This window comes from Vibrio wakamikoensis (assembly GCF_050337275.1).
GTDB lineage: Bacteria > Pseudomonadota > Gammaproteobacteria > Enterobacterales > Vibrionaceae > Vibrio > Vibrio chaetopteri.
Genome location: NZ_JAKJST010000014.1, coordinates 31,488 through 56,040 on the forward strand (window position 1 = coordinate 31,488; position 24,553 = coordinate 56,040).

The 24,553-nt window shown below is 46.0% G+C and carries 23 protein-coding genes; 12 read left to right on the plus strand and 11 right to left on the minus strand.

Features of this window, described 5'->3' with window-relative positions:
• Window positions 1-118 precede the first annotated feature (118 nt).
• From L4C42_RS04915 to L4C42_RS04925, 3 genes are all read left to right on the plus strand, one after another.
• Entirely contained in the window at window positions 119-955 is an 837-nt protein-coding gene (locus tag L4C42_RS04915; RefSeq protein WP_353499046.1) for an AraC family transcriptional regulator, read from the plus strand.
• Between the two features lie 19 nt (window positions 956-974).
• The gene (locus L4C42_RS04920; protein ID WP_353499047.1) at window positions 975-1,637 is read left to right on the plus strand and encodes a LysE family translocator; all 663 of its coding nucleotides are present in this window, start codon (window positions 975-977) and stop codon (window positions 1,635-1,637) included.
• Between the two features lie 279 nt (window positions 1,638-1,916).
• Window positions 1,917-2,396: a YehS family protein gene (locus tag L4C42_RS04925; RefSeq protein ID WP_221070201.1), complete on the plus strand. Its 480-nt coding sequence runs from the start codon at window positions 1,917-1,919 to the stop codon at window positions 2,394-2,396.
• Window positions 2,397-2,483: 87 nt separating this feature from the next.
• On the opposite strand, the gene gcvP is transcribed toward L4C42_RS04925, so the two are convergent.
• The 3 genes from gcvP to L4C42_RS04940 all read right to left on the minus strand — a co-directional run bounded on the left by gcvP (window position 2,484) and on the right by L4C42_RS04940 (window position 7,312).
• Window positions 2,484-5,348: an aminomethyl-transferring glycine dehydrogenase gene (gene gcvP, locus L4C42_RS04930; protein ID WP_353499048.1), complete on the minus strand. Its 2,865-nt coding sequence runs from the start codon at window positions 5,346-5,348 to the stop codon at window positions 2,484-2,486.
• Window positions 5,349-5,588: 240 nt separating this feature from the next.
• Window positions 5,589-5,969 (minus strand): glycine cleavage system protein GcvH, encoded by a 381-nt coding sequence (gene gcvH / locus L4C42_RS04935; RefSeq protein ID WP_042497316.1) that lies wholly within the window; start codon window positions 5,967-5,969, stop codon window positions 5,589-5,591.
• Between the two features lie 35 nt (window positions 5,970-6,004).
• Window positions 6,005-7,312 carry a serine hydroxymethyltransferase gene (locus L4C42_RS04940; RefSeq protein WP_429759609.1) on the minus strand — a complete coding sequence of 436 codons (1,308 nt, stop codon included), beginning with the start codon at window positions 7,310-7,312 and terminating at the stop codon, window positions 6,005-6,007.
• A 387-nt stretch (window positions 7,313-7,699) separates the two neighbouring features.
• Between L4C42_RS04940 and L4C42_RS04945 the strand changes: the two genes are divergently transcribed.
• The 4 genes from L4C42_RS04945 to L4C42_RS04960 all read left to right on the plus strand — a co-directional run bounded on the left by L4C42_RS04945 (window position 7,700) and on the right by L4C42_RS04960 (window position 12,353).
• Window positions 7,700-8,323 (plus strand): helix-turn-helix domain-containing protein, encoded by a 624-nt coding sequence (locus L4C42_RS04945; protein ID WP_353500185.1) that lies wholly within the window; start codon window positions 7,700-7,702, stop codon window positions 8,321-8,323.
• 332 nt (window positions 8,324-8,655) lie between these two features.
• Window positions 8,656-9,789: a glycine cleavage system aminomethyltransferase GcvT gene (gcvT, locus tag L4C42_RS04950; RefSeq protein ID WP_353499049.1), complete on the plus strand. Its 1,134-nt coding sequence runs from the start codon at window positions 8,656-8,658 to the stop codon at window positions 9,787-9,789.
• 216 nt (window positions 9,790-10,005) lie between these two features.
• A complete protein-coding gene (locus L4C42_RS04955; RefSeq protein WP_353499050.1) occupies window positions 10,006-11,070 on the plus strand; it encodes a S1 family peptidase in 1,065 nt (354 codons plus the stop codon).
• A 179-nt stretch (window positions 11,071-11,249) separates the two neighbouring features.
• Window positions 11,250-12,353 carry a S1 family peptidase gene (locus L4C42_RS04960; protein ID WP_429759612.1) on the plus strand — a complete coding sequence of 368 codons (1,104 nt, stop codon included), beginning with the start codon at window positions 11,250-11,252 and terminating at the stop codon, window positions 12,351-12,353.
• Window positions 12,354-12,431: 78 nt separating this feature from the next.
• On the opposite strand, the gene fruA is transcribed toward L4C42_RS04960, so the two are convergent.
• Genes fruA through fruB form a run of 3 tightly spaced genes read right to left on the minus strand, consistent with a single transcriptional unit; the run spans window position 12,432 to window position 16,313 of the window.
• Window positions 12,432-14,165, minus strand: coding sequence for a PTS fructose transporter subunit IIBC (gene fruA / locus L4C42_RS04965; protein ID WP_353499052.1), 1,734 nt, complete (start codon window positions 14,163-14,165; stop codon window positions 12,432-12,434).
• A gap of 56 nt (window positions 14,166-14,221) precedes the next feature.
• Window positions 14,222-15,169 (minus strand): 1-phosphofructokinase, encoded by a 948-nt coding sequence (pfkB, locus tag L4C42_RS04970; protein WP_353499053.1) that lies wholly within the window; start codon window positions 15,167-15,169, stop codon window positions 14,222-14,224.
• A gap of 10 nt (window positions 15,170-15,179) precedes the next feature.
• A complete protein-coding gene (fruB, locus tag L4C42_RS04975) occupies window positions 15,180-16,313 on the minus strand; it encodes a fused PTS fructose transporter subunit IIA/HPr protein (RefSeq protein ID WP_353499054.1) in 1,134 nt (377 codons plus the stop codon).
• Between the two features lie 365 nt (window positions 16,314-16,678).
• On the opposite strand from fruB, the gene cra reads away from it, so the two are divergent.
• Complete coding sequence (gene cra / locus L4C42_RS04980; protein ID WP_353499055.1) at window positions 16,679-17,659, plus strand: catabolite repressor/activator; 981 nt, start codon at window positions 16,679-16,681, stop codon at window positions 17,657-17,659.
• A gap of 47 nt (window positions 17,660-17,706) precedes the next feature.
• Here the strand turns inward: cra and L4C42_RS04985 are convergent, their stop codons facing one another.
• Window positions 17,707-17,886 carry a hypothetical protein gene (locus tag L4C42_RS04985; RefSeq protein WP_353499056.1) on the minus strand — a complete coding sequence of 60 codons (180 nt, stop codon included), beginning with the start codon at window positions 17,884-17,886 and terminating at the stop codon, window positions 17,707-17,709.
• A 120-nt stretch (window positions 17,887-18,006) separates the two neighbouring features.
• Window positions 18,007-19,398, minus strand: a complete 1,392-nt coding sequence (locus tag L4C42_RS04990) for a glycoside hydrolase family 1 protein (protein ID WP_353499057.1) — start codon at window positions 19,396-19,398, stop codon at window positions 18,007-18,009.
• 220 nt (window positions 19,399-19,618) lie between these two features.
• On the opposite strand from L4C42_RS04990, the gene L4C42_RS04995 reads away from it, so the two are divergent.
• Window positions 19,619-21,394 carry an SgrR family transcriptional regulator gene (locus tag L4C42_RS04995; RefSeq protein ID WP_353499058.1) on the plus strand — a complete coding sequence of 592 codons (1,776 nt, stop codon included), beginning with the start codon at window positions 19,619-19,621 and terminating at the stop codon, window positions 21,392-21,394.
• Between the two features lie 92 nt (window positions 21,395-21,486).
• Here the strand turns inward: L4C42_RS04995 and L4C42_RS05000 are convergent, their stop codons facing one another.
• The 3 genes from L4C42_RS05000 to L4C42_RS05010 form a co-directional block, all read right to left on the minus strand.
• Window positions 21,487-21,753: a DUF5062 family protein gene (locus L4C42_RS05000; RefSeq protein ID WP_353499059.1), complete on the minus strand. Its 267-nt coding sequence runs from the start codon at window positions 21,751-21,753 to the stop codon at window positions 21,487-21,489.
• 174 nt (window positions 21,754-21,927) lie between these two features.
• On the minus strand, window positions 21,928-22,236 hold the full coding sequence (locus tag L4C42_RS05005) for a DUF3861 domain-containing protein (protein ID WP_353499060.1): 309 nt from the start codon (window positions 22,234-22,236) through the stop codon (window positions 21,928-21,930).
• Window positions 22,237-22,264: 28 nt separating this feature from the next.
• Window positions 22,265-22,771: a DUF2798 domain-containing protein gene (locus tag L4C42_RS05010; RefSeq protein WP_353499061.1), complete on the minus strand. Its 507-nt coding sequence runs from the start codon at window positions 22,769-22,771 to the stop codon at window positions 22,265-22,267.
• A gap of 100 nt (window positions 22,772-22,871) precedes the next feature.
• Here L4C42_RS05010 and L4C42_RS05015 point away from each other — a divergent pair, with 100 nt between their 5' ends.
• From L4C42_RS05015 to L4C42_RS05025, 3 genes are all read left to right on the plus strand, one after another.
• Window positions 22,872-23,303 (plus strand): MarR family winged helix-turn-helix transcriptional regulator, encoded by a 432-nt coding sequence (locus L4C42_RS05015; protein WP_353499062.1) that lies wholly within the window; start codon window positions 22,872-22,874, stop codon window positions 23,301-23,303.
• Between the two features lie 162 nt (window positions 23,304-23,465).
• Window positions 23,466-23,735: a hypothetical protein gene (locus L4C42_RS05020; protein WP_353499063.1), complete on the plus strand. Its 270-nt coding sequence runs from the start codon at window positions 23,466-23,468 to the stop codon at window positions 23,733-23,735.
• 215 nt (window positions 23,736-23,950) lie between these two features.
• Window positions 23,951-24,547, plus strand: a complete 597-nt coding sequence (locus L4C42_RS05025; protein ID WP_353499064.1) for a class I SAM-dependent methyltransferase — start codon at window positions 23,951-23,953, stop codon at window positions 24,545-24,547.
• Window positions 24,548-24,553: the final 6 nt, after the last annotated feature.

The following is a 24,553-nucleotide window of genomic DNA, read 5'->3' on the forward strand; positions in this document are numbered from 1 at the left end:
GCCCCAAATTGTGCTTTATTCTTTCATTACCTTAAAACCAAAGTCGAATTTTTGACTTACTTTATGTAATGTGGAAGCCTCGATACGCCAACGTTGAATGGAAAGGTGATTTGTTAGCATGGGGAGTAATGTAAGGAACATCAGTCAGGGGTATTGGACCAGCCAACTGACACCCTATCTGACGGTACGGACAACTCGAGATAGTACCCAGGGCTACAAAGCACATTACCATCCGGAGCTCTCTATTGGAATCATGCTTGCTGGTCAAACATGTTTGTCTCTACGCAATACAAATGTACTGCTAAATAAAGGTGACATCATTCTTATTGAGCCTAATTTGGTTCATGCCTGCAGTCCTGTAGACAACAACTCTAGAAGCTACCACATGCTTTACATAGATCATCAATGGTGTTGTAGTGCGTTATCGAAGCTGTTTAGTGTCGAAGTAAAAAATTTCAAAGTTGATCATATTTTTCTCTCCGATAAAGCTAGTGAGTTGGGACTTGGAAGTTCAATCTCTATGCTCATTGAGCGTGAATCGCACCATATCGCGTCATCAATCGAAAACTCTATACTCCATCTGTTAAGTCGATACTGTACACCTTGCATGAGTGACAATAATGATGACCTAGCATACAAAGTCAGAGAGTTACTGCTAAAAGATATTGAAAATGCTCCGCAGCTTGATGCTATCGCCAACCAGCTAACGTATAGCCCTGAAACCTTAATTAGAAAGTTCAAAAGACAGTTTGGGATTACGCCTAAATCATTTCTCAGCAATTATAGGGTCGAGAAGGCTAAGGTGCTTCTGAAAGGGGGTATGGACATTACCGATGTCGCTAATGAACTCGGTTTTTTTGATCAGAGTCAGTTACACCGGGCTTTTGTGACCTATACAGCCTCAACGCCTAAGCAATATCAACAGATAAAGTCAATTTTCGACAATAATGATTAAACGGAGTACAGCATAGTACTTGGGTGTTTTAATTGGATACTCAAATATGTCTTACTCTACCTTTTTCCCTGCTGCATTTCCTGCATTAGCTATTGCTCATTTTTTAGCGCTGTTGAGTCCTGGCCAAGACTTTTTCTTGATCGTTGCTCACTCCATACGTCATAAATTACGGGGGAGCCGCTTCATTTGTTTGGGTGTTGCTCTTGGGAATGCGTTCTATATTGGAGTCGCAATATTTGGTTGGACGATTATTCGTGATAATCAGGCTATCTATCAGATGGTTGAAGCTATTGGTGGGCTTTGGCTCCTTTTGTTTGGGGCTGAGTTGCTAAGAAGTAAAAAACGAAATACTGATTTGGATTTTGAGCAAATACAAGTACCGTCAGTACCAAAACAGTTAGTTCTAGGTTTCAACTCAGCGGTACTCAATCCTAAGAATGCGCTTTTCTATATGAGTTTAATGACAGTGATTCTGGGTAACGAGGTTACATTGACACAGCAAGTGTCATGCGGCTTGTGGATGTTTTTCGCGGTTCTAACTTGGGATTTACTTGTTGCATCAATTATTAGCCAACCCAGCGTGCAAAGACCGTTATCGAACTATATACACGTAGTCGAAAGAGTGGCCGGGGTAGTGTTGTTCTTTTTTGGGCTCTCATTGTTTGTTGGCTACTTGCGTTAGAACTGTCCCAAAGTGTGGCAGCAACACTCAATCTCACAAACCACAACGTGGTTGTTTGACCTACTTATTCTTATCTGCGCAATGTCCAGATTATCGGGGGCTTACCAATACTTCGCTAACTAGTTCGAATAGGCAGTGTTATCTCCATTTTTAACCTACCTAAGAAACGTGTTCTCTGTTAGAGTCACCGTCAACTACGCTATTGAATAAAGACACCCACAAATCGCATGTAATTGATGGATTTTTATTCACCCTTAGAACTCATTTTAGGAATCCCTAGTGACTAACAACGAAATTTTACGTCGTATCCAACACGCGTTAAACCTTAAAAATGCACAGATAATGAAAGCTTTCGAGCAGGCAGAAGTCACTGTGGCTCACGATAAAGTGGCAAACTGGTTAAAAGATGAAAGCGACAAATCTTGCGTTAAGATGAAGGATCAAGAGTTAGCGGTATTCTTAAATGGCTTTATTAACCTCAAGCGAGGCAAAAAAGACGGCGAGCAACCTAAGCCAGAAGTCGCGTTGACCAACAACATGATTCTCATGAAGCTGCGCATTGCGCTAGATATGAAAGCAGAAGATGTGTTGGACGTATTAGAAGTGGTTGGTATTAGTTTAAGTAAATACGAAATTGGTGCGTATTTCCGCAAGCCAAACAACAAAAACTACAAACAGTGTGAAGACCAACTGCTGTGCGACTTCTTAAATGGTGTGCAGTTTACCAATCGTCCCGATTCTGAAGAGTTTACTGGGTAATTTTTATCTCGAATCAAACGTGGTAATTGATTAAAAAAGCGAACCGCTAAGGTTCGCTTTTCAATTTCTAGAAGTTAACCAACTCCATTAATCTTCATAGTTCTCAATCGAAGGACAAGAACAAATTAGATTACGGTCACCATAAACGTTGTCGACACGGTTAACCGTTGGCCAGTACTTCCAAGTTCTCTGGTGAGCAGATGGGAAGCAGCCTAGTTCGCGAGAGTATGGGCGATCCCATGCATCTTTTGAAAGGTCAACTTGGGTGTGTGGTGCGTTCACTAGTGGGTTGTTGTCTAGTGGCCATACGCCGTCTTTCACTTGTGTCATTTCTTCGCGGATAGCGATCATCGCTTCGCAGAAACGGTCTAGCTCTTCAAGATCTTCTGACTCGGTAGGCTCAACCATGAGTGTGCCCGCAACAGGGAACGACATAGTTGGCGCGTGGAAGCCGTAGTCCATTAGACGCTTAGCGATGTCTTCTTCGCTGATGCCTGTTTCTTCTTTCAGCGGACGAATGTCGATAATACATTCGTGTGCTACGCGGCCGTTGGTGCCACGGTAAAGAACAGGATAGTGTGGAAGTAGACGCTCCATCACGTAGTTTGCATTTAAGATAGCGACTTTCGTTGCATCCGTTAGACCAGTTTCACCCATCATCGCGATGTATGCCCACGAGATTGGTAGAATTGAAGCGCTGCCAAGATCGGCTGCAGACACTGCGTAGTCTTCGCCTTCAACACCGTTTTCGATGTGACCTGGTAGGAATGGTGCTAGATGTGATTTAACACCGATAGGACCCATACCTGGACCGCCACCACCGTGCGGGATGCAGAAGGTTTTGTGTAGGTTTAGGTGCGATACGTCTGAACCGATGAAGCCTGGGTTCGTTAGACCAACCTGAGCGTTCATGTTAGCGCCATCTAGGTAGACCTGACCGCCAGCTCCATGAACCATCTCGCACACTTCTTTTACATGCTCTTCGTATACGCCGTGCGTAGAAGGGTAGGTGATCATGATGCTTGATAGGTTGTCGCGATGCTTCTCGATCTTCGCTGCTAGGTCATCAGTATCGATGTTGCCGTTGTCGTCACATTTAACAACCACAACCTTCATTGACACCATAGACGCTGTTGCAGGGTTAGTACCGTGCGCAGAGCTTGGGATCAGACACACGTTACGGTGACCTTCGCCACGGCTCTCGTGGTAGCGCTGGATTGCGATTAGACCTGCGTACTCACCGGATGCGCCTGAGTTAGGCTGAAGTGAGAAATCATCGTAGCCTGTAATTTCACATAGCTTCTTCTTAAGGTCATCAGCTAGGGCTGTGTAGCCTGCTGCTTGCTCTAGTGGCGCGAATGGGTGGATAGAGCCAAACTCTGGCCACGTCACAGGGATCATTTCTGCGGCTGCGTTTAGCTTCATGGTGCAGCTGCCAAGTGGGATCATACCGTGTGTTAGTGAGAAGTCTTTGTTCTCTAGCTGTTTTAGGTAACGCATCATCTGTGTTTCACTGTGGTGAGTGTTAAACACAGGGTGGGTTAGGTAGCGAGAGGTACGACGGCAGTTTTCAGGAATCGCTGCCAACTCGTTGCCAGCAATCTCTGTAGATAGTGCTTCAACGCTTTCTTTTACTTCAAATACAGTAAATAGAGCATTGATGTCTTCGATAGTGGTGGTTTCATCGAAGCTGATACCAATTTGACCTTCAAGCTGACGAAGGTTGACGTCAGACGCCAGTGCTTTTTGAACCAGCTTGTCTGTATTCTCACCGGTGTTAACCGTGATGGTATCGAAGAAGCTGTTGTGCGCCAATTCATAGCCAGCTTTAGTTAGACCAGCCGCTAGGATTGCCGTCATGTGGTGCGTACGGCGAGCGATAGTCTTTAGACCTTCTTCACCGTGGTAAACCGCGTAGAACGCTGCCATGTTAGCTAGCAGTGCTTGGGCAGTACAAATGTTCGATGTCGCTTTCTCGCGGCGGATATGTTGCTCACGAGTTTGCATTGCCATACGTAGAGCTTGGTTGCCGTTAGTATCGATAGACACACCGATTACACGACCAGGCATGGTACGTTTGTGCTTATCTTTGGTTGCCATGAACGCAGCGTGTGGACCGCCGTAGCCCATAGGAACGCCAAAGCGTTGAGCTGAGCCGATAACCACGTCTGCACCCATCTCACCCGCTGGCTTAAGCAGTGCAGAAGCAAGTAGGTCTGTCGCTACAGTGACTAGCGTCTTGTTTGCTTGCGCGGCAGCGATGATGTCAGTTAGGTCGCGAACTTCACCTGTTGTGCCAGGGTATTGAACGAGCGCGCCAAATACGTCTTGCTCTGGTAGAGATTCTAAAGAACCCACTTGAACTTCAAAGCCGATGAACTCAGCACGAGTTTTCACCACTTCTAGTGTTTGTGGATGGACATCGTCTGCCACGAAGAACACTTTGCTCTTGCTCTTACCAGCGCGCTTACACAGCGTCATCGCTTCTGCTGCTGCGGTCGCTTCGTCAAGCAAAGATGCGTTCGCAATTTCCATGCCTGTTAGATCCATGACCATTTGCTGATAGTTCAGCAATGACTCAAGACGACCCTGTGAAATCTCTGGCTGATATGGCGTGTACGCCGTGTACCAACCTGGATTCTCTAGTACGTTGCGCAGAATCACATTTGGTGTGAAGGTGTTGTAGTAACCCTGACCGATGAATGTGCGTTTTACTTGGTTCAAATCCGCGAATTTTTTCATTTCTACCAGCATGTCCGCTTCGCTCATTGGAGCGTCTAGCGTCATTGGTTGTTCTAGGCGGATTTGTGCTGGGACAGTCTCGTCGATAAGCGTGTCTAGGTTTAGAACGTTAATCGCGTCCAGCATTTTCTGTTGGTCAGATTTGTTTGGCCCATTGTGGCGAGCAACAAATTCATTTTGTGTGCTTAGGCTGTTGAGTAATTCAGTCATGGTTCCCTTACCTTCTCAAAGATCTTCTGCGAGACCTTTAAAATCGTAGCCCGAATTTTTTACGTGTTTCCACTTTGTACGTCATTCCTGCGCAGGCAGGAATCTACTAAAAGCGAGTACCCAACTTAAACAAGATCCCTGCCTGCGCAGGGATGACGACATGCTTAGCAATGCTAAAATGACGACGTTTTTGTTGATGACTCGCTTATTCGGTACATTCGGGCAACGGTTACGTTTTGCTTATTCGTCTTCGATAGACGCTAGGTATTCTTCAGCGCTCTTAAGGTTGTCTAGCTCAGAAGCATCAGACATTTTTACCTTAACAATCCAGCCACCTTCGTATGACTCTTCGTTGATAAGCTCTGGGCTGTCTTCTAGTTCTTCGTTGATTTCAACGATTTCACCAGTGATTGGTGCGTAGATGTCAGACGCTGCTTTTACAGACTCAACGAGAGAAAAGCTTTCGCCTGCTTCGATTTCGTCTTCTACTTCTGGTAGGTCAACGAACACTACGTCACCTAGCATTTCTTGAGCGTGCTCTGAAATACCGATAGTCACAGTACCGTCGCCGTTGTCGCGTACCCATTCGTGGCTGTCAGAAAACTTCAAAGTGTTGTCCATTGCTATATCTCCAAAAATTAAGGATGTTTTGTTCTTTAAGTGTAGAGTGGGAAGCGAGCGCACAGCGCCTTGACTTCTTTACGTACGCGTTTCTCGACCTCTGGATTACCTTCTGGGCTTTCTACGAGGCCGTCTAACACGTCACCAATCCACTCACCAATGAGTTTAAATTCTTCGGTGCCAAAACCACGGGTGGTTCCAGCTGGCGTCCCTAAACGAATACCAGATGTAATCATAGGTTTTTCTGTGTCGAACGGGATGCCGTTTTTGTTACATGTGATACCAGCACGCTCTAAGGCTTCTTCAGCTTTATTGCCTTTAAGTCCTTTTGGACGTAGGTCAACCAGCATAAGGTGAGTATCAGTGCCGCCAGTCACGATGTCGCAACCGCGAGTTTGCAATACTTCAGAAAGTACTTTTGCGTTCGCGATCACTGAATCGATATAAGTTGAGAATTGTGGGCCAAGAGCCTCGCCGAACGCGACAGCTTTGGCTGCAATCACGTGCATCAGCGGACCGCCTTGAAGGCCAGGGAATACCGCTGAGTTGATTTTCTTAATGATGTCTTCGTGATTGGTTAGGATCATGCCACCACGAGGGCCGCGCAGAGTTTTGTGCGTTGTCGTGGTGACAACATGTGCCTGTGGCAGTGGGCTAGGGTGCGCGCCTGTTGCAATCAGACCTGCGATGTGCGCCATGTCGACCATTAGGATAGCGCCAACTTCGTCCGCGATTTCACGGAATTTAGCAAAGTCGATAACGCGTGGAATTGCACTACCGCCAGCGATGATCATTTTCGGTTTGTGTTCAACAGCTAGAGCACGTACGTCGTCGTAGTTAATCTCTAGGGTTTCTTTGTCCACACCGTATTGAACGGCATTAAACCATTTACCAGAAAGCGCAGGGCGAGCGCCGTGAGTAAGGTGACCACCTGCATCAAGAGACATGCCCATGATGGTGTCGCCAGGTTGAAGTAGCGCCAGTTTTACTGCGCCATTCGCTTGAGCGCCGGAGTGAGGTTGAACGTTTGCGTATTCGCACTTAAAAAGAGACTTTGCACGTTCGATAGCAATAGCTTCTACAGTATCAACATGCTCACAACCACCGTAGTAGCGACGGTTAGGATAGCCTTCTGCGTATTTATTGGTTAGGCAAGTGCCTTGTGCTTGCATAACTGCTTTGGAAACGATGTTTTCAGAAGCAATCAGCTCGATTTGGTCATTCTGGCGAGCGAACTCTGCTTGGATTCCTGTGAACACAGCATCGTCTGTCGCAGACAAGTTGGTTGAGAAGAAGTTTTCTAGGCTGTGATTTGGATAGCTTTTTGAGTACTGAGCATTCATGGCGGTAAACCTTCCATTGTTCAATCGACGTTTGTGTTTTTCATGGTGTCGATTGCGTCGTGTCTTAGTACTGTAAGAACAGGCAAACTGTTCAAAACAGCGGCGCGAATTAGTCCCAATAAGTAGGACAAAAATCATTCAGTAAACGTGCTGTCGAGTAGGGGACTTCCGTTGACTCACCAGCGCGTAAGTGCATCTCTTCATCTAACAAGCCGATAACATACCTCTGTCGGCTCAAACAATCAATCAGAAATTTCCTATAGGAAACACAGTTTCCGAAAATGTTACCGAGAGCACGCTTTATTTTTATACTTGGTCTTTAATATAGAAGTCGCTTCATGCAACAATGAATTTGCAAAACAGGAAGTCATGAAAAAGAAGGATCGCATGTCAGAAGACATCTATGATGAGTATCCGTCCTTAACTCTCGCTCGTGAGTCAGTGGATGAAAATATAGAGCCTCTTAAACTGGGTGAACGCATCAAGGACATTCGTTCTAAGATGGGACTCACGCTTGAAGAAGCGAGCCAGCGAACAGGGCTTGCGCGCTCGACACTGAGCAAAATCGAAAACGAGCAGATTTCACCAACCTTTCAGGCGATGCAAAAACTGGCGTCCGGCCTGCACATCGATATGCCGCAACTCTTTGAACCACCAAAGAAAAAGGTTGCTACAGGTCGTCGTGATTTTACCAAGCGTGGAGAAGGGAAACCACATCCTACGCCAACCTATGAACATGAGCTGCTCGCAACGCAATTATCGAACAAAAAGATGATGCCATTCAAAAGCACAGTGAGAGCTCGCGCTTTTGAAGAATACAGCGATTGGGTAAGGCATGATGGCGAAGAGTTTTTGCTGATTCTATCGGGTCAAGTCACCTTCTTTTCCGAGTTCTATGAACCGATGATAATGAGCGAAGGGGACAGTGTTTACTACGATGCAAACATGGGGCACATGCTCATATCAACCAGTGAAGAAGACGCCCATATTCTTTGGGTTACGGCGAAATAATCATCAGTTGATTAGGTTTCGTATAATGAAGGCAAACGTTTGCTTTGTGGCGAAAATGCTCTGAATTGGCGCGGTTTTGACGGTAAGCTCGTCGAAATGGCGCTTTTTTATTGACTTTAATTCTGTGAATAAGATGTTAAATGTCACATTTTGCGGTGTTTGTATCTTGTTAAATGAGAAAAATACCCGCATCCTTGTTCACTATAGGAAACATGGTTTCCCGTTGGCATGGCTTTTAGTCAACTTGGTTTTTTAGTTGACTAAGTTATCGTCACTTACCCTATAACAGGAGCAGGTTCCACAGACTGTGGTACAACCCAATGGAGATTACAATGGCTCAAGAACAAGCAACCCAAGATCTATTGAAAACACCTCTACACGCATTGCACGTAAGCGTTGGCGCTAAGATGGTGCCATTTGCCGGCTACGATATGCCAGTTCAATACCCGTTGGGTGTAAAGAAGGAGCACCTTCATTGTCGCGATGCAGCGGGATTGTTTGACGTGTCGCATATGGGGCAAATTCGCCTGCACGGTGCAAACGCCGCTAAAATTCTCGAAACATTGGTTCCTGTAGATATTATTGACCTGCCAGCGGGTAAACAGCGTTATGCGTTCTTTACTAATGAGCAAGGCGGCATCATGGATGATCTTATGGTGGCAAACCTAGGCGATCATCTGTTTGTTGTCGTCAACGCTGCGTGTAAAGAGCAGGATATTGCACACCTTCAAGCGCACCTTGATGAAGGTGTCGAGATGGAAGTGATCGAAGATCGCGCTCTGCTTGCACTGCAAGGCCCTAAAGCGGCTGAGGTTTTGGCTCGTATTCAGCCTGAAGTTGCTGAGATGCTGTTTATGGATGTCCGTAAACTTGATATCAACGGCGTTGAGTGCATTGTTAGTCGCTCTGGTTACACTGGTGAAGATGGTTACGAAATCTCAGCACCGTCTGAAAATGCCGAAGCATTGGCTCAAGCGCTTACAGAATATGAAGAAGTAGAGTGGATTGGTCTAGGTGCTCGTGACTCGCTTCGCCTTGAATGTGGTCTGTGCTTGTACGGGCACGACCTAGACACAACGACAACCCCTGTTGAAGCAAGCTTACTTTGGGGCATTCAAAAAGTACGTCGTAATGAAGGTGAGCGTGCGGGTGGCTTCCCTGGTGCAGATATCGTTCTGAACCAAATCGAAACTAAAGATGTGGCTCGCAAGCGTATTGGTCTGATTGGTCAAACTAAAGCGCCAGTGCGTGAAGGCGCGAAGCTGTTTGATGCCGACGACAACGAGATTGGTGTCGTAACCAGTGGTACAGCCGGTCCAACTGCTGGAAAACCGGTCTCTATGGGTTACGTTGAGACTGGGTTTGCGGCAATTGGTACAGAAGTGTTTGCAGAAGTACGCGGTAAAAAGCTTGCTATGACGGTCGAAAAAATGCCGTTCGTGCCACAGCGTTATTACCGAGGCTAAATGAGCTTCAGCTCAGATTGACGGCTAGGTTTAGTTTCTAAACCTGATGTCACTACAAAGCACTACTGTCACCCAGTGGTGCTTTTTTGTATGAATTTTGTCATGCTGTGAGAAGTGCAAAAAAACGGGGTAAACAAGGACGTTACTATTGCACCTAAATATAGAATGCTGCTTTACATGCAGCGTCACGACACACACAACAAGGAGTAGCGTTTCGTGTTTCGACGTTTTTTTAACCGTAGTGCAATCGCAGTTGCGGTTTTATCAACCAGTTTTATTTCACTCCATGCTAACGCTGACCAAGTTCTTGCTTCTGACAATAGTAAGTCGGTTTCACCATACATTGTGAACGGTAACGTAGCTGATATTGAAGATTATCGCTCTTTTGTATCTTTATTTTCGGATCCGGAGGCCTATACAGATTACTCGCTTGAGGGGCCGATTTGTGGTGGCACGTTGCTCAGTCAAGACTATGTATTGACGGCAGCACACTGCTTTTATGGTGACAGCAACTCCGCTCAATGGAATCAATTATTTACCGTCGCGATAACCAAGTTACAAAATACTGATGAGGCAGGTAGTGCCGAGCGCTTGCGTATCGCAGAGATATATTTACATCCAGATTACAGGGATGGAGAGGATTATCTTTGGCGCAATGACATTGCTATTTTGAAGTTAGAAAAGTCGGCACAATTGGGAGAGCCAGTTAGCTACGGATTCTCAAAAGCGTATCGTTACCAGCCAGCAAGCTTTATAGCAGTCGGGCATGGTGATACTCGCTCAAATGTCGATGATTCTGAGCAACTACTTGAGGTGCCTCTTAACTATGTCAGCAATAGCCAATGTATGGCTTTTGGGTTAAGTGGTGTGCGAGATGACTATATCTGTTTTTCTGGCGATTATAGTAACGTGACTGGATTAAATGGTGGAACCTGCCAAGGTGATTCGGGAGGTCCGGTATATTGGGAGAACAATGGCAGTTTGGTGCAAATTGGTATCACCAGTTTCGGTCCAGCAGAATGCGGTGATACAAGCATTCCAGTGACATCGGTTTTTACTGAGGTAGCTCACCATTACGACTGGATAGTAGGTGTACTAGCAGGGCACGAAACTCCAACCTATACACCGACTGAACAAGAGCGCGTAAATTTTGGAGAACGCGTGTCACCAAATTCCAATAAGTCAACTGGAAGCGACGGTGGTGGTGGGAGCTTCCCTTGGATATTCACAGCGCTACTTGTCTATGCTGGTTGGTCGAGAAGAAAGCTCACTGATGGTTAGATTGATTTAAACCCCTTCAGTTGCGACGCCGAGCTATTTGCTCGGCGTTTTTGATCATCTTTGACTCATTGTTAAGACATACCTAATCGAACCTACGAGATCGTTCGTAACACTCTATACTGAAAGTGAGAGCTAAATCACGTTAACTCCCACAGATTATTCAGAAAAGGAGATTCCGAATGAATCTAAACGTGAAACGATGGTTGTTTGCATCATTGGTTCTGCCGCTAGGTTTGGTGGCAGGGTTAGTGCATGCCGAAAGTGATGTTACTCCTGAAGGTGAGGTAGTCCCAAAGGTTGATATCGCCCCAATGATTGTGAATGGCACCAATGCATCGATTTTAGACTTTCCATCTTTCGTTAGCCTTTTTATTGATTCGTTGGAGTATGACGGACGTTATTCGTCGGGTGCATACTGTGCGGGTACGTTACTCGATAGCCGCCATGTGATGACTGCGGGACACTGTTTATCGAGTTTTAATAGTTATGATGAAGGTGCCGTGTTCTTTACCAGCGCTGTTGTCGGTCTGGAAAACGAGAACCAATTTCTTAACGCTGAAAAACAGCGTGCTGAAGCAGTGTTCTTCCACCCGAACTTTGAAAACAACATTACCAAACTGCTCCCCAATGACATTGCAATTATTCGTCTAGAGAGCTCTGTGTCGGGGGGGAGCTTAGTTTCACGCGCTACGTCCACAGAGTCGAGTCAATATAGAAGCCGCCTCGCTGCGTTCGTTGCGCTAGGGCATGGTGACGTGGAAACCGGAGTGAATGGTACCAATATTCTGCAACGTGCAGATCTATTCTGGGTCTCCAATGCTACCTGCGCTAACAATTTTACTAACGGCAACTTCCTGACAGATAAACAAATTTGTTTTAGTGGAGCGACTTCAATTGCTAATGGTCTTAAAGCGGGAACATGCCAAGGTGATTCTGGAGGACCTATCTACTGGAATGATAATGGCGTGTTCAAGCAAGTCGGAATCACCAGTTTTGGCCCTGCCGAGTGCGGTGATGCGACTTCAGCAGTGACCGCGGCATATACTGAAATTGCGGATTACGCAGGCTGGATTGATAGTGTGCTGAGTGGTCAGCAAGTACCCACTCTGATAGTGACTGAGCAAGATCGCATCGAATATTTAGAAGCGAACGGCCGCGTTATTTTTCAGGGTGGAACAGTGAACTCTGGCGGTGGTGACGGAGGCGGTGGTGGCGCTTGGTCTTGGCTGCTGTCGTTGAGTCTGATAAGCCTTGGTTGGCTACGCAGACGAGTGTTTGCATGAGATTAAAAAAGCGCTGCTAGTGCAGCGCTATTCGAAATGCCTTATTTAGGGGGTGGCATCGTTTAAATCATAGATCTCTTAAGCCGCAGCTAGCGTCTTCTTATCCGAGCTGCGTTTTAGGAAGGCATACGTAAAGCCTGTTACCGCAGTACCCGCCGCAATCGCTACTAGGTACATCAGTACTGGTGAGATTGCACCAGGAATAAGCAGAACGAACAGACCGCCGTGAGGTGCCATTAGTTTCGCGCCAATTAGCATAGATAGTGCACCCGTTAACGCACCACCAATCATGCATGAAGGGATAACGCGTACAGGATCTTTCGCTGCAAATGGAATAGCACCTTCAGAAATAAAGCACATACCAAGTACGAATGACGCTTTGCCTGCTTCACGTTCACCAGCTTCAAACTTATCTTTCGCTAGGAATGTGGCTAGACCCATACCAAGCGCTGGTACCATACCCGCTGCCATGATAGCTGCCATAGGTGCGTACGTTTGAGAAGCCAAAAGACCAACACCGAAGGTGTAAGCGGCTTTGTTCACCGGTCCGCCCAAATCGAAACACATCATTGCGCCTAGAAGTACGCCTAGTAGAACCGCATTGGCGCTACCCATGTTGTTTAGGAAATCAGTCAGACCCGCCATAATGCCAGATACTGGGCCGCCAACGATGTAAATCATCACAAGGCCTGTGAACAAGCTAGCTACAAACGGAATGATTAAGATAGGTTTCAACGCCTCCATTGACTGTGGAAGGCTGACTTTATCGGCAATCAATTTCGCTGAGTAACCTGCTAGGAAACCCGCCACAATACCACCAAGGAAGCCCGCACCTGTAGAGCTTGCTAGCATGCCGCCAATAAGACCTGGAGCTAGACCTGGGCGATCTGCAATTGAGAACGCAATGTAGCCTGCTAGTACTGGGATCATCAGAGCAAATGCACTGCCACCACCAATGGTCATAAGTGCTGCTGCAAGCGTGCCCTCTTCTTTAAACGCTTCGATACCGAATACAAACGACAGCGCGATGATAAGGCCACCAGCAACAACCACAGGAAGCATGTGAGATACACCGGTCATTAGGTGCTTATACACGCCTTTCTTCTCTTCGGCTGCACCAGACTGACTTGCGCCAGCGGTATGTTTGTAAGGAGACGCGTCAACAAACGCTTTATTGATCTCTTGTTCGGTCTTTTTAAGAGCAAGGCCAGTACTGGTTTTGTACATTGGTTTGCCGTCAAAACGATCCAGTGGAACTTCAATATCCGCAGCGATAATAACCAAATCCGCATCGGCAATTTCTTGTGCGGTCAGTTGGTTTTTCGCACCTACAGAACCACGAGTCTCCACTTTAATGGTGTGACCCATGCGCTTAGCTTCGTCTTCAAGCGCTTCTGCCGCCATGAAGGTGTGCGCCACGCCAGTAGGGCAGGCTGTAATAGCTACGATTTTTTTCGCGCTGCTTGATGTGTCTGCTGTCGCTGCAACAGTCACACCTTGCTCTAGTTCGGTCGCTTTTTCGATGGCATCAGCAAGGAATGCTTTTGGATCCGATGTGCAGTCGGAGATGCTCGCTTGATAGACTTTTTTGCCTACAAAGCGCTGAGTATCTACTGGCGCGTTAGCGGCCACAACAATGACATCAGACTCGTTGATTTGAGCCTCTGTTAGAGTTTGTGTTTCCACCACACTAGAATGACACTCGACATTCGCTTCGTGTTCAAGTGCTTTCGCCGCTTGGTCTAAAAGACCTGCTGCGATAATGCTGTTTGCTACGCCACTAGGGCAAGCGGTAATAATTGAAATTTTCATAGGTTCGACCTTCGTGTCCATTTGCCACAAGAATCTAAGTCAAAGACTTAGGTAAATTAGTGGCTAAGCTTTTGTAACTCTATTTTTTGTTGTAGGGATAAAACTTCTTCCACACTCGCAACACCGACGCCAACTTGGCTCACTGCTAGCGCAGATAAGGCGGTTGCAAAAGAAAGTAATTCTGTTTTCGGCTTAGATTGCATATGGCCCCAACATAGGCCTGCAACGAGCGTGTCACCAGCACCAACAGTGCTCACGACTGACATTCTTGGCGGTTTTGCTTGTAGCCATTCACCGTTTTCTAACCACAGCACACCTTCGGCGCCCATTGACACTACAATGTTGGCAATACCTTTGTCAGAAAGTGATTCGGCGGCTTCTAAACATTGCGCTTGCGTGGTGAGGTGACGGCCAACAAACTGTGATAGCTCCTCATCATTTGGCTTAATTAGCCACGGTTTTGAGTCCAGTCCTTTAGCTAGTGCATCGCGACTGCTATCGAACAAGACACGCTTACCGTTTTGCTGCAGATGTGCAATCCAAATCGCACATTGCTCTGGTGTGATACCGCGTGGCAAACTGCCCGCGAAGACAAAGTAATCGTGCTCTGCCATTAGCTCATTAAGGGTTTGCTCAAATGCGGCGATAGCCTTCGCGTCAACCTCAACACCCGGGAAATTGATGTCACTAACGTCGCCGCTTTGTTCGACCAATTTGACGTTGATGCGAGTAGAACCCGCAACGCGAACAAATTTGTCTTGCGCGCCCATCTCAGCAAACAGCTGACAGAACAGCTCTTGATTATCGGTACCAAGAAAACCCGTAACCGTGACGTTAGCGCCTAAGTCGCTAAGTACTTTTGCGACGTTTACGCCTTTACCAGCTGCGTGCAAAGAACCTTGGTTCACTAGGCTGATGGAACCTTTATTCAAAGTCTCTAGACTGCCAGTGAGATCCAGTGCAGGGTTTAGCGTGATGGTGACGACTTTATTCGTAGTGGTCATAACAGATTCCTTAGCCTTCACCCAGACCCGATGCGATAGCTTTGCCAATCGCTTCTAATGCTTCTGCAGCATCTGCACCTTCAGCGCTAAACCGAAGCTCGTGGCCGTGTTTTACGCCAAGGGCGATCACTTTCATCAGGCTTTTCGCGTTCACTGCTTTGCCATCGCCATTTAGGTTAGACACCTTGATAGACGATTCGAATTTCTTCGCTTCCGCCACTAACATGGCGCCAGGGCGAGCATGAAGGCCGTGAGCATTTTTGATTTTGAATACAGCAACGTTGCCATCTTCAGCGTCAGCCGCTTGAACATCTTCGCCAGTGAAGAAACCAAGCACTTGTTCGGTAGAGAGTGACATCAGTTTGTCTTGCTCTTGCTTGAATACCAGTTCAGTAATTTTGTCTAGCATCGGTTGGTGAGCATTGTTGCAAGCGGCAAAAGCAATCAGCGCTTGCACTGGTGTTCCATCTAATTCGCATTGGTTGATGGTAGAAACAAATGCCATGCCAGTGCGCGTAACCGCTTTATCACTGCTGACTAGCCATAGGCCTTTACCTAGGTGAGTCGGTGACTTGGTGACGAGATCAGCAACAAACTCGGCGCCAGTACCGCCAGTGTTTTTGAGAAGACCGCCCGCAACCGCTGCCATCTGCACCATGTCACTTGCTGGGAAGTTAAGTTGGATAAGTGAGGCATCAAAGTCAGCTTCTAGCTGAACGTCACCGTTTAGAAGGGCGATGATGTCTTTTTCGCTTTTCGCTTGCTTAAGTTTTTGCTCAACGCCATCAGCAGATAGGATTTTCGTAAGCTGCTTAAGGATACCTAAGTGTTCGTCAGATTTTGCCGCAATGCCAATCGCGACATAAGCGATATTGCCATCACCCCAATCTACGCCGTTAGGGAAGTGGTGAACGGCAACACCGGTTTGCTTAACCAGATCACGGGTATCGGTTGTGCCGTGCGGGATCGCAATGCCATTACCAAGAAACGTTGAGTTTTGGCCTTCGCGATTTAGCATGCCGTCAACGTAACCATATTGCACCAAACCTTTAGCGGTAAGGTCTGCGGCGATCGCTTTAATAGCATTCAGTTTATTATCGGAGGATTGATTCAGTGTAATCGTGTTCGTGTCGAGTTGAAGCATAGTTGCTCACCTGTTTAATTCTATTAAAGAACCGATTCATGTTGGCTTGATGCTTACTGCTTTAAGCGTAACTGAATCGATTCAGCAAAAATCTCAAAAAAAGTCAGCAAGTCCTTTGCTGTTGTTTTGGTGGACTTAATTACGGTGTTATTACCCGTAATGATGCGTGATTTGTAGCATCAGACTTAGCGCCACCCTTGGCTATGTTCACTTCCTGTCCATTCTCAGTATGGACTAAGTTTTAAATTTGTGAACTCTGCTGAATCCTTTCAGCTTTTATACTGAACCGATTCAGCTTATAATTCAATTCATCAGTTAGCTTGGAATTCATTTATATGATCCATCGCACAGAAAAGGATCGAAACATGACACTCGACGAGATCGCCAAACTGGCAGGGGTATCGAAAACCACCGCCAGCTACGTTATCAATGGCAAAGCGCAAAAATACAGAATTTCAGAGAAGACTCAGCGCAAAGTCATGGCCGTGGTAGAGGAGCACAACTACCGACCGGATCACGCCGCATCATCGCTACGTGCGGGACAGAGCCGTTCATTTGGTTTGATCATCCCAGACCTAGAAAACACCAGTTACGCCCGCATTGCCAAGTTGCTTGAGCAGAACTCTCGTAAGGCTGGATTTCAAATATTGATTGGATGTTCCGATGACGATCCGCAAACAGAGAAGCTGGTGGCCGATGCGTTGATTTCTCGTCGTATTGATGCGTTGTTTGTTGCCAGTGCTATTACCGATGCCAGCGACTACTATCTGCCAGTGCAGCAGCGCGGTACGCCGGTTATTGCGATAGACCGAAGCTTGGATGATGAACACTTTAGCTGCGTGATTAGTGAAGATCATGGTGCGGCTTATGAGCTGACTCAGTCGGTATTGGATAGCAAGGTTGATACCGTTGGCTTAATTGGCGCCTTACCAGAGCTGAATATCTCTCGAGAGCGCCAGTTGGGTTTTGAAACTGCAATCAAAGAAAAGCAGCTTAGCTCCGTTGTTGCGTATGGCGATCACTTTAATAGTGATGAAGGCAAGCGAGTTTTCATGGAGTGGATAGAGCAGGGCAACGTACCGGATGCATTGGTCACCACTTCTTACACCTTACTTGAAGGTGTGCTCGATGTCCTGATTGACAACCCGGATTTGATGGGGAAAGTTAAGATAGGGACTTTTGGTGACAATCGCCTACTCGATTTTTTACCACTGCGCGTTAATTCGCTTCCGCAGCAGTTTGAACTCATCTGCGATAGTGCGCTTGAGCTAGCACTTAATGCATCGGCTAAACGCTATAACCCTGGTGTTGAGCTGATTCCAAGAAAGATTAAGCTAAGAAATTAACCAAAAAAGGGAGCCTGTGCTCCCTTTCTACTATTCATTCGTTCTGACTAAAGCTGCTGCGCGCAGTTGATATCGCCTAATGCGGTACAAATCTCTTTTTCACGCTTAGCGTCTTCTTCCATTTTGGTACCAATTTCTTGGTTATTACGATATTCGTTCGACGGAGCACACCCTGCTAGCACTGCTGCTAACGCTATGCCCATGACCACTGCGATTTTCGAATTCATCGTGAACTCCTTGTTAATTTTTTCATAAATTTAACACTGAAGGCGCGCCGAAACTAGACATTTATTGAATGTTTGAGCGCGACTGATGATTTCTTTACCAGTTACAAAAAGCAGTTGGAACTAATCTGACAGTGACTGCCCGTTACTTGAAATAACACCTTGATACCAATAAAAACTCTTCTTGCGTTTGCGTTCTAGTGTGCCAGTACCATCGTCGTGACGATCGACATAGATGAAGCCGTAGCGCTTACTCATTTCCGCTGTTGAGTTAGCCACCAAATCAATCGGTCCCCAACTTGTGAAGCCCATTAACTCGACGCCGTCGGCTACGGCTTCGCGAGCCTGAACTAAGTGATCGTTCAAATAGGCAATACGGTAGTCATCCTGGATTTCCCCGTTTTCATCGACTTCATCACGTGCCCCTAGGCCATTCTCAACGATGAACAGTGGCTTTTGGTAACGGTCGTACAAGAAGTTAAGCAGTACACGAAGACCCTTAGGATCGATGAGCCATCCCCACTGACTTTTCTCAAGGTATGGGTTTGGCACACTATCAACAATGTTGCCAACTTCTTTCTGTTTTGGATCGGCACTCGCACAGCCGCTGGCGTAGTAGCTAAACGAAATAAAATCGACAGAAGCATTAGCGATGGTTTCCAAGTCTCCTTCTTCCATCACAACTTCAATCTCGTTTTCGCGGAAATAACGCAGCATATAGCCAGGGTACTTACCACGAGTTTGCACATCGCCAAAGAACAGCCATTTGTTGTTTTCGTGCATAGCGGCAATGACATCATCCGGATTACACGTGTAAGGGTAGTTTAATGCCCCTAATAGCATATTGCCTATTTTGCCATCTGGAATAATGCGCTTACATGTCTGTACCGCTTTGGCATTGGCGACCAGTTGATGGTGGATCGCTTGGTAGATCTCTTGCTCTGTTGCCCCTTCTTGCAAACCAACACCAGTGAAAGGGGCGTGCAAAGACATGTTGATCTCGTTGAACGTCAGCCAAAGTTTCACTTTGTTTTTGTAGCGTTCAAATACTGTTGTTACGTAGCGCTCAAACAGTTCAATTAACTTGCGGTCACCCCAACCGCCGTAGTTTTCTACCAAGGCGTAAGGCATTTCGTAATGCGATAGGGTGACAAATGGTGTCATGTTGTATTTTGCCAATTCATCGAAAATACGGTCATAGTAGGCAAGGCCAGCTTCGTTCGGCTCAGCATCATCGCCATTAGGGTAGATGCGTGTCCAGGCAATAGAGAGTCTTAAGCAGTTAAAACCCATCTCATCAAACAAGGCAATGTCTTCTGGATAGCGATTGTAAAAGTCGATAGCAATATCTTTGATACCCGGAGTGCGTGCCTCGCGAGTTTGGTGTGGGCTCAGAATACCAGAAGGCAACATATCTGACGTTGATAGTCCCTTACCATCGAGTGTGAATGAGCCTTCAACTTGGTTTGCGGCAATCGCGCCACCCCAAAGAAAATTGTCAGGAAATTGCGTCATAGAAGCCTCTAAATTGATGAGATTAGATGGCGAGCATAGTGAATGCGCGCTTGTTCAATATAGACCTAGTATCCGGCTTAAACAGGAAGATAAAAAGAGCTGGATTTGGTTTATAAATTTCCCCAAAAGTAAGCTCTCCTGCTTTGATGAGGTGTTATTGGTGTTTTTTAGTTATTATAAGGAAATTATAGTTTCAATAACTTCCCTATATTCTAATCTTATGAAAGATGAACGAGCACTGCATTACTACGAGAGGCTACTTAGTCTTGGTACTAAGCAATTGGCCTCCAAAGGCTCAGTCGCCAAAAATGAGTATCACCTGCCGTTATCTGCTGTGGCAGAAGTTTTATTTACGACAACACGGCACGCGAGAACCGTTTTGCAAGCACTCCAACAGCGAGGATGGCTAACTTGGACACCTAAAGTTGGCAGAAACCAGCGTTCGCATCTCATATTACACTTTGACCCCAAAGCCCTTCGCCAGTTATTGGGACGAGAACTGATTGAACAAGGTTATTACGAATCAGCATTCTCCATGCTGCATGGCGATCAAGAGCAGTTCTCACAGCTGTTGCAACAAACCTCTGGAACTATGGTTCGGGAAGGGCAGCTTCATATTCAGCTTACTTATCAGCGTGCGTTTCAACCTATCTTGCCTCATAAACCGCTAAGAAATAGTGAGCGTTTTTTGGTTCGCCAGGTTTATTCATGCTTGACGGCTTGCGACTATGAAGGGAAGGTAACGCCACAGCTTGCTCACCATTGGACGGCCAACGAAGATTATACTCAATGGCGCTTTTATTTAAGGCCAAGATTAGAGTTTCACTCAGGTTTAGCGCTCACCCCTGCAACTGTTGCTCAGCTGTTTTTAAAGCTCAAATCGTTACCTGAATATGACTCAGAACTGGCTCATGTGAGGGCGGTAAACTACGGACATCAAACGGTTACTTTTGAGTTAGGTCGCCCAGACTGCGGGTTTGATGCCTTGATATCGGATTTACGCTATTCGATTCAGCCGCAAACGCAACTTGATGGTTTGACGGAGAGAGTAGTGGATGGATGTGGTGCATTTCGAGTCATCGAACATTCAGATGAGCGGTTGCGGTTGGAAGCCAATGATCGGTTTTTCGATCTTCCCGCACTAACCGATACGGTTACGATTTGGCAGCTTGATAAAACCTCAACTGAACGGATAGAGCTTGAACACCCTCAATCGGAAGGGGGCTCAACACCAAGTGACACGCCTGATGAGTACGGGCAAACTCAAACCCGTATCGAGAACGGATGTCTGTATTTGCTGATGAATGCCAACAGTTCTTCACTCCCTTTAAACGCCTTGCAACGAGCCTACCTTTTCAGTGTTCTCTCCCCATACTTGATATTAGAGAACCCTGATCTCACCCCACTCTCAAGAGCCTCGATTCCTGCTTTTAACATTTTGCCAAGCTGGACCAAAATTAAACGACGTGTTGCGGATAGAGTCACTCTCCCAGAGAGACTAACCATAGCCGTGTACGATCACCAAGTAATACTAGACTGCGCTAATGGCATCAAAGCTCAGTTAGCCTTGTTAGGCGTTGAGTGCCAAATCAATGTATATACGCTTGAGACGCTGCACAGTAAAGCGAGCGAAGGAAAACTCTCAGAAGACATCACTATTGCCAGCTTTATTGTCGATGACAACCTTCCTGTATCTGTATTCCGCTGGCTTTGCTCTGATGCTGTATTAAGGCAAGGGCTTGATGCTCCTGTCTTAAAATGGCTGGATACCCAAATAACTGAAATCAGAGAGCAGCAAAGTCCACGTAACTATATTAAGGAACTAGAGTCTGTTGCTACGAATTTACTGATAGAAAACAGACTTCTACCACTGTTTCACCACAGACAAACACTGCGCTGGGGTAGTGTCTTACAAGGCGTGAGAATCACCGATTGGTCCTGGCCTGATTTTAGGAGTGTTTGGACGGATGAATCAAATGACATTGAAACGACATAAACCAGCCGATTCCTGAACATAAGAAATAGCGATGAAAAGCCCCAGCTATAGTGCTGGGGCTTTTCATTTATCATGTCATAAAGACTGAGGACTTATTTAAGAGGATCATTGTCTGGCAGTACGCTATGGAGCCAAAGTGCCAGTCGTTTTTTGATGTTTTGCCCATCTACTTTATCTTCTGGAAGCGGGACGATTTGGCGAACTTCCACTAAGAAGAGATACAGCGCCCTGGCTTTCATTGATTGACTCGCAGAAGGATCATGAATCGGGTAACCCTGCATTGCCGCCATTTTACACCCTACCTCAAGTGCCTTTTTAAACAACTTGTCTTCGTTTTCTAATTTCGCTGTCTTTGACATACATCGCCTAGATTGATCTATGGGTGAGATTAAACCCTAGCAGTTAAGAGTCGCGTTCGCCGTTAAGTCATTCACTTTTTGATAGAAATGACGTTACTGTTTGTAAAAACTCGAGGTATGTCGTGCAGGGGAAGAGAAAAATGAAAAGCCTCGCAGATACGAGGCTAGATAGGTTTAGTGACCCTTAATTTGATCTTTGATTGTCTTCTTAAGGTTTTGCATGAACTCTTTGAAATGAGGCATGAAATCTGCGAACAATGGGTGCTTTCTGTCTTGCATCATCATTGGCCCAAGCAGACGAATGCTTAGTCCTAGGCGCGTTGCGGACTGCTCATCGAGGCTGCTACCTTGCTTCATTTTCTCAATGATTTCGAACATGTCCTCACGATCTTCGATCTCGAACGTCAGCGTTTGAAGTTCACGATCTGCTTTGGTGTTTACTTCTTCGATAGTAATACGGTATTGATTGTGTTTACTGTTCATAGGGTTCTCCAAAAAAACGGTTACTGAATTAGCTTTTAAGAAACTTTTCAATCTTAGGTTTTATAGTCATCGACATAACAATCATGATTGTTAAGCCGATTGGGAGTGCGGCAATAAAGCCGTTAAACCATCCATTGGTAAAATCTGAAGCATCAGAAAATCCAACGGTGTTTGCTGCGGTTATAAACGCCAAAAGGGACTCCATAACCACGGCCATAATTAGACCTGTCACTAAGTTGCGAACATGTTCACCTTTCTCTGGAAGGAGTTTGCTTACGACTTTGGTCATCAGCGCCATCATTCCCATGCCGAGGGGCATCATTACTGTGGCGGCAAGAGCAAATGAAGAGAGCCACTGCTGAATAAATGTGTCGCCGAATCCGACGTTCATATACGTCATTACTGCAGTGAGCGAACCTCCGATTAGGCTCATCATGCTCACCAAAACGAGAACTTTTAGAAGGACAGGCGTTTTCTTGGTGGTCTCTAGAGAGGCGTTTGACTCCAATGGATTCAGTGTTGCTTGTGTCGTCATTTCGATTCCCCAGTCTTGAAATAAGTTCGATTTAAGTTGATAATGTCAACTATAAGTTCAATGGTTGATATTGTCAACTATATTTTAGAAAGGATCGGTCATGTCTGAAAACACGTCTTTAGAATCTGTCTTTCGTTTGGTTCACTCGCTTAAGCGCCAGATGGCCGAGCAGATAGAAAGTCTCGACTACGATATTGCTCCCATGCATATGCGAGTCATGAAGATCATCACCAAAAAATCACCTTGTACGTCTATCGATGTTGCGCATTATTTAAACAGGGATAAGGCGCAGGTGACTCGGTTGATCAATACGCTAATAGCACAGTCTCTATTGGTTAAAGCGCCCAATCCAAGTGATAAGCGAAGTCATTTTTTGGAGCTTACAGAAGCTGGGCAGAAGGTCATGGCCTGTTTGGCAGATATTGATAAACAGGTACTTGCGGCTATGGCTCAGGGGCTGAGCGAAGAAGAACTGGATAGCTTTAATGCCACCGCAGAGAAAATGGCGAAAAACCTCGAATCGAGCGAGTAAAATAAAGGCTCGAGCAGAAACCATCTAGTGTACTGTAAGCTTTGTACATGCTAAGTCAGTTGATGTCGGTGGCGATCACGGAATGAGTATTAATATCGCCCCGTTTCATTGGCTCTACTATGCTTTTGGTGTAACAGCTCTAAAAGCGATAAGGAGAATGACATGGACTGCAGCTCACTAGCCATCACAATGGATATAAACGGTAGTAAACTGGTTCTTGCCTGGGGACCTAACCAAACGACAGCTCAATGCATCAAGGACTATCACAACATCCAGGCTGACCTAAGTGCACAATCGTATATGCTTTCGGTAAATGACCATAAAAACGCGTCACTCGAAAAACCGATCAGCGCTGAAAAAGCCAGTTCGTTAATGGATCAATGGCAAGCCATCCAAAATGGTATTGATCAGGATTTGGATGTGCATTGGTAGATTCACGCCGATTAGTGCTAAGCCAAAGCGATTGCTTTGGTTTTTTTGTTCGCCTTTACTTCTAAGCTTTTGTTTTCTGTTCTCTTTATTCTATCTAAATTAGACGGTTATCACACAATCCTAGCTATACCTTGCAGTGTTAATCTTGATATCGTGATAGCCAAGCCGTTACTTTAGATGTCTAAGAGTAGTTATTTAAAAATGGATAATTAGGTATGGATAACCACGCAGAAAAATGGAAACGCTACTACGAAAAATCGCTCGCCAAACCTCATGCTAAGCGCACGGAGTTCGCGTTATCTCTGAATGAATCTGGACTTCAGATTGCGGTAGATTGTGGGTGCGGTACGGGTAGTGATATCGGCTATTTGTCTTCGCAGGGTTATCGAGTCTTCGGGTTCGATATTAATGCAGAAGCTGTCGCCATTTGTCGTGACCGATTTTCAGACGATAAGTTGGTTGAGGTATCACAAGATACCTTTGAGAATTTTTCCTACCCGAATGCTGGCGTTGTTATCGCAGGCGCGAGTCTGTTTTTTGCTAACCCCGCAGAGTTTAAACAAACATGGCAGCGTATCAGCGACTCTATTGCTGAAGGCGGCATTTTTGTGGGCGACTTTTTGGGGCAGAGTGACAGCTGGGCGTCTGAGTATCCTTCACAAACCACCCCCCTTACACAACTGGAAGTAGAATCCCTGTTTGAAGACTTTGATGTGATTCGATTTCACGAGCGGAATGAGCCAGGTATAACGGCGATTGGGATTGAGAAACATTGGCATATCTATTCGGTGATAGCAGTTAAGCGTGGTTAGAATAGA

What these genes read in the sequence shown, in the direction of transcription:
- L4C42_RS04915 (WP_353499046.1), top strand. Translation starts at nt 119, where the DNA reads ATGGGGAGTAATGTAAGGAACATCAGTCAGGGGTATTGGACCAGCCAA.
- gcvP (WP_353499048.1), bottom strand. Translation starts at nt 5,348, where the DNA reads ATGACTGAATTACTCAACAGCCTAAGCACACAAAATGAATTTGTTGCT.
- gcvH (WP_042497316.1), bottom strand. Translation starts at nt 5,969, where the DNA reads ATGGACAACACTTTGAAGTTTTCTGACAGCCACGAATGGGTACGCGAC.
- L4C42_RS04940 (WP_429759609.1), bottom strand. Translation starts at nt 7,312, where the DNA reads ATGAATGCTCAGTACTCAAAAAGCTATCCAAATCACAGCCTAGAAAAC.
- L4C42_RS04945 (WP_353500185.1), top strand. Translation starts at nt 7,700, where the DNA reads ATGTCAGAAGACATCTATGATGAGTATCCGTCCTTAACTCTCGCTCGT.
- gcvT (WP_353499049.1), top strand. Translation starts at nt 8,656, where the DNA reads ATGGCTCAAGAACAAGCAACCCAAGATCTATTGAAAACACCTCTACAC.
- L4C42_RS04960 (WP_429759612.1), top strand. Translation starts at nt 11,250, where the DNA reads ATGAATCTAAACGTGAAACGATGGTTGTTTGCATCATTGGTTCTGCCG.
- fruA (WP_353499052.1), bottom strand. Translation starts at nt 14,165, where the DNA reads ATGAAAATTTCAATTATTACCGCTTGCCCTAGTGGCGTAGCAAACAGC.
- pfkB (WP_353499053.1), bottom strand. Translation starts at nt 15,169, where the DNA reads ATGACCACTACGAATAAAGTCGTCACCATCACGCTAAACCCTGCACTG.
- fruB (WP_353499054.1), bottom strand. Translation starts at nt 16,313, where the DNA reads ATGCTTCAACTCGACACGAACACGATTACACTGAATCAATCCTCCGAT.
- cra (WP_353499055.1), top strand. Translation starts at nt 16,679, where the DNA reads ATGACACTCGACGAGATCGCCAAACTGGCAGGGGTATCGAAAACCACC.
- L4C42_RS04985 (WP_353499056.1), bottom strand. Translation starts at nt 17,886, where the DNA reads ATGAATTCGAAAATCGCAGTGGTCATGGGCATAGCGTTAGCAGCAGTG.
- L4C42_RS04990 (WP_353499057.1), bottom strand. Translation starts at nt 19,398, where the DNA reads ATGACGCAATTTCCTGACAATTTTCTTTGGGGTGGCGCGATTGCCGCA.
- L4C42_RS04995 (WP_353499058.1), top strand. Translation starts at nt 19,619, where the DNA reads ATGAAAGATGAACGAGCACTGCATTACTACGAGAGGCTACTTAGTCTT.
- L4C42_RS05000 (WP_353499059.1), bottom strand. Translation starts at nt 21,753, where the DNA reads ATGTCAAAGACAGCGAAATTAGAAAACGAAGACAAGTTGTTTAAAAAG.
- L4C42_RS05005 (WP_353499060.1), bottom strand. Translation starts at nt 22,236, where the DNA reads ATGAACAGTAAACACAATCAATACCGTATTACTATCGAAGAAGTAAAC.
- L4C42_RS05010 (WP_353499061.1), bottom strand. Translation starts at nt 22,771, where the DNA reads ATGACGACACAAGCAACACTGAATCCATTGGAGTCAAACGCCTCTCTA.
- L4C42_RS05015 (WP_353499062.1), top strand. Translation starts at nt 22,872, where the DNA reads ATGTCTGAAAACACGTCTTTAGAATCTGTCTTTCGTTTGGTTCACTCG.
- L4C42_RS05020 (WP_353499063.1), top strand. Translation starts at nt 23,466, where the DNA reads ATGGACTGCAGCTCACTAGCCATCACAATGGATATAAACGGTAGTAAA.
- L4C42_RS05025 (WP_353499064.1), top strand. Translation starts at nt 23,951, where the DNA reads ATGGATAACCACGCAGAAAAATGGAAACGCTACTACGAAAAATCGCTC.